This is a genomic window from Streptomyces bikiniensis, from assembly GCF_000716625.1.
Classification (GTDB): domain Bacteria; phylum Actinomycetota; class Actinomycetes; order Streptomycetales; family Streptomycetaceae; genus Streptomyces; species Streptomyces bikiniensis.
Genome location: NZ_JNXJ01000097.1, coordinates 1 through 2,506 on the forward strand (window position 1 = coordinate 1; position 2,506 = coordinate 2,506).

The window sequence follows — 2,506 nt, forward strand, 5'->3', positions numbered from 1 at the left end:
GTCTCGTGACTGCGTGCCTTTTGAAGAATGAGCCTGCGAGTTTGCGGTGTGTTGCGAGGTTAACCCGTGTGGGGAAGCCGTAGCGAAAGCGAGTCCGAACAGGGCGATTTCAGTAGCACGCTCAAGACCCGAAGCGGAGTGATCTAGCCATGGGCAGGTTGAAGCGGAGGTAAGACTTCGTGGAGGACCGAACCCACCAGGGTTGAAAACCTGGGGGATGACCTGTGGTTAGGGGTGAAAGGCCAATCAAACTCCGTGATAGCTGGTTCTCCCCGAAATGCATTTAGGTGCAGCGTCGTGTGTTTCTTGCCGGAGGTAGAGCACTGGATAGGCGATGGGCCCTACCGGGTTACTGACCTTAGCCAAACTCCGAATGCCGGTAAGTGAGAGCACGGCAGTGAGACTGTGGGGGATAAGCTCCATGGTCGAGAGGGAAACAGCCCAGAGCATCGACTAAGGCCCCTAAGCGTACGCTAAGTGGGAAAGGATGTGGAGTCGCAGAGACAACCAGGAGGTTGGCTTAGAAGCAGCCACCCTTGAAAGAGTGCGTAATAGCTCACTGGTCAAGTGATTCCGCGCCGACAATGTAGCGGGGCTCAAGCGTACCGCCGAAGTCGTGTCATTGCAGCATGAGGGCCAACGCCCGCTGTGATGGGTAGGGGAGCGTCGTGTGCCGGGTGAAGCAGCCGCGGAAGCGAGTTGTGGACGGTTCACGAGTGAGAATGCAGGCATGAGTAGCGATACACACGTGAGAAACGTGTGCGCCGATTGACTAAGGGTTCCTGGGTCAAGCTGATCTGCCCAGGGTAAGTCGGGACCTAAGGCGAGGCCGACAGGCGTAGTCGATGGACAACCGGTTGATATTCCGGTACCCGCTTTGAAACGCCCAATATCGAATCAGGCGATGCTAAGTCCGTGAAGCCGCCCCGGAGCCTTCGGGCAAAGGGGAGTGGTGGAGCCGACGAACCAGACTTGTAGTAGGTAAGCGATGGGGTGACGCAGGAAGGTAGTCCAGCCCGGGCGGTGGTTGTCCCGGGGTAAGGGTGTAGGACGTCACGTAGGCAAATCCGCGTGACACATAGTCTGAGACCTGATGCCGAGCCGATTGTGGTGAAGTGGATGATCCTATGCTGTCGAGAAAAGCCTCTAGCGAGTTTCATGGCGGCCCGTACCCTAAACCGACTCAGGTGGTCAGGTAGAGAATACCGAGGCGTTCGGGTGAACTATGGTTAAGGAACTCGGCAAAATGCCCCCGTAACTTCGGGAGAAGGGGGGCCACACCTGGTGAAGGAACTTGCTTCCTAAGCTGGGGGTGGCCGCAGAGACCAGCGAGAAGCGACTGTTTACTAAAAACACAGGTCCGTGCGAAGCCGTAAGGCGATGTATACGGACTGACGCCTGCCCGGTGCTGGAACGTTAAGGGGACCGGTTAGCTCCATTTCGGTGGGGCGAAGCTGAGAACTTAAGCGCCAGTAAACGGCGGTGGTAACTATAACCATCCTAAGGTAGCGAAATTCCTTGTCGGGTAAGTTCCGACCTGCACGAATGGCGTAACGACTTCTCGACTGTCTCAACCATAGGCCCGGTGAAATTGCACTACGAGTAAAGATGCTCGTTTCGCGCAGCAGGACGGAAAGACCCCGGGACCTTTACTACAGTTTGATATTGGTGTTCGGTTCGGCTTGTGTAGGATAGGTGGGAGACTGTGAAGCCGTGACGCCAGTCATGGTGGAGTCGTCGTTGAAATACCACTCTGGTCGTGCTGGATGTCTAACCTCGGTCCGTGATCCGGATCAGGGACAGTGTCTGATGGGTAGTTTAACTGGGGCGGTTGCCTCCCAAAGGGTAACGGAGGCGCCCAAAGGTTCCCTCAGCCTGGTTGGCAATCAGGTGTTGAGTGTAAGTGCACAAGGGAGCTTGACTGTGAGACCGACGGGTCGAGCAGGGACGAAAGTCGGGACTAGTGATCCGGCGGTGGCTTGTGGAAGCGCCGTCGCTCAACGGATAAAAGGTACCCCGGGGATAACAGGCTGATCTTCCCCAAGAGTCCATATCGACGGGATGGTTTGGCACCTCGATGTCGGCTCGTCGCATCCTGGGGCTGGAGTCGGTCCCAAGGGTTGGGCTGTTCGCCCATTAAAGCGGTACGCGAGCTGGGTTTAGAACGTCGTGAGACAGTTCGGTCCCTATCCGCTGTGCGCGTAGGAATATTGAGAAGGGCTGTCCCTAGTACGAGAGGACCGGGACGGACGAACCTCTGGTGTGCCAGTTGTCCTGCCAAGGGCATGGCTGGTTGGCTACGTTCGGGAGGGATAACCGCTGAAAGCATCTAAGCGGGAAGCCTGCTTCGAGATGAGTATTCCCACCCACTTGATGGGGTAAGGCTCCCAGTAGACGACTGGGTTGATAGGCCGGATGTGGAAGCCCTGCAAAGGGTGGAGCTGACCGGTACTAATAGGCCGAGGGCTTGTCCTCAGTTGCTCGCGTCCACTGTGTTAGTTCTGAA

General features: G+C 56.7%; 1 rRNA gene. It reads left to right on the plus strand.

The annotated features are described in order from the left end of the window. Positions 1–2,475, plus strand: a 23S ribosomal RNA gene (locus OO47_RS32840); the annotation flags it as partial. Positions 2,476–2,506: the final 31 nt, after the last annotated feature.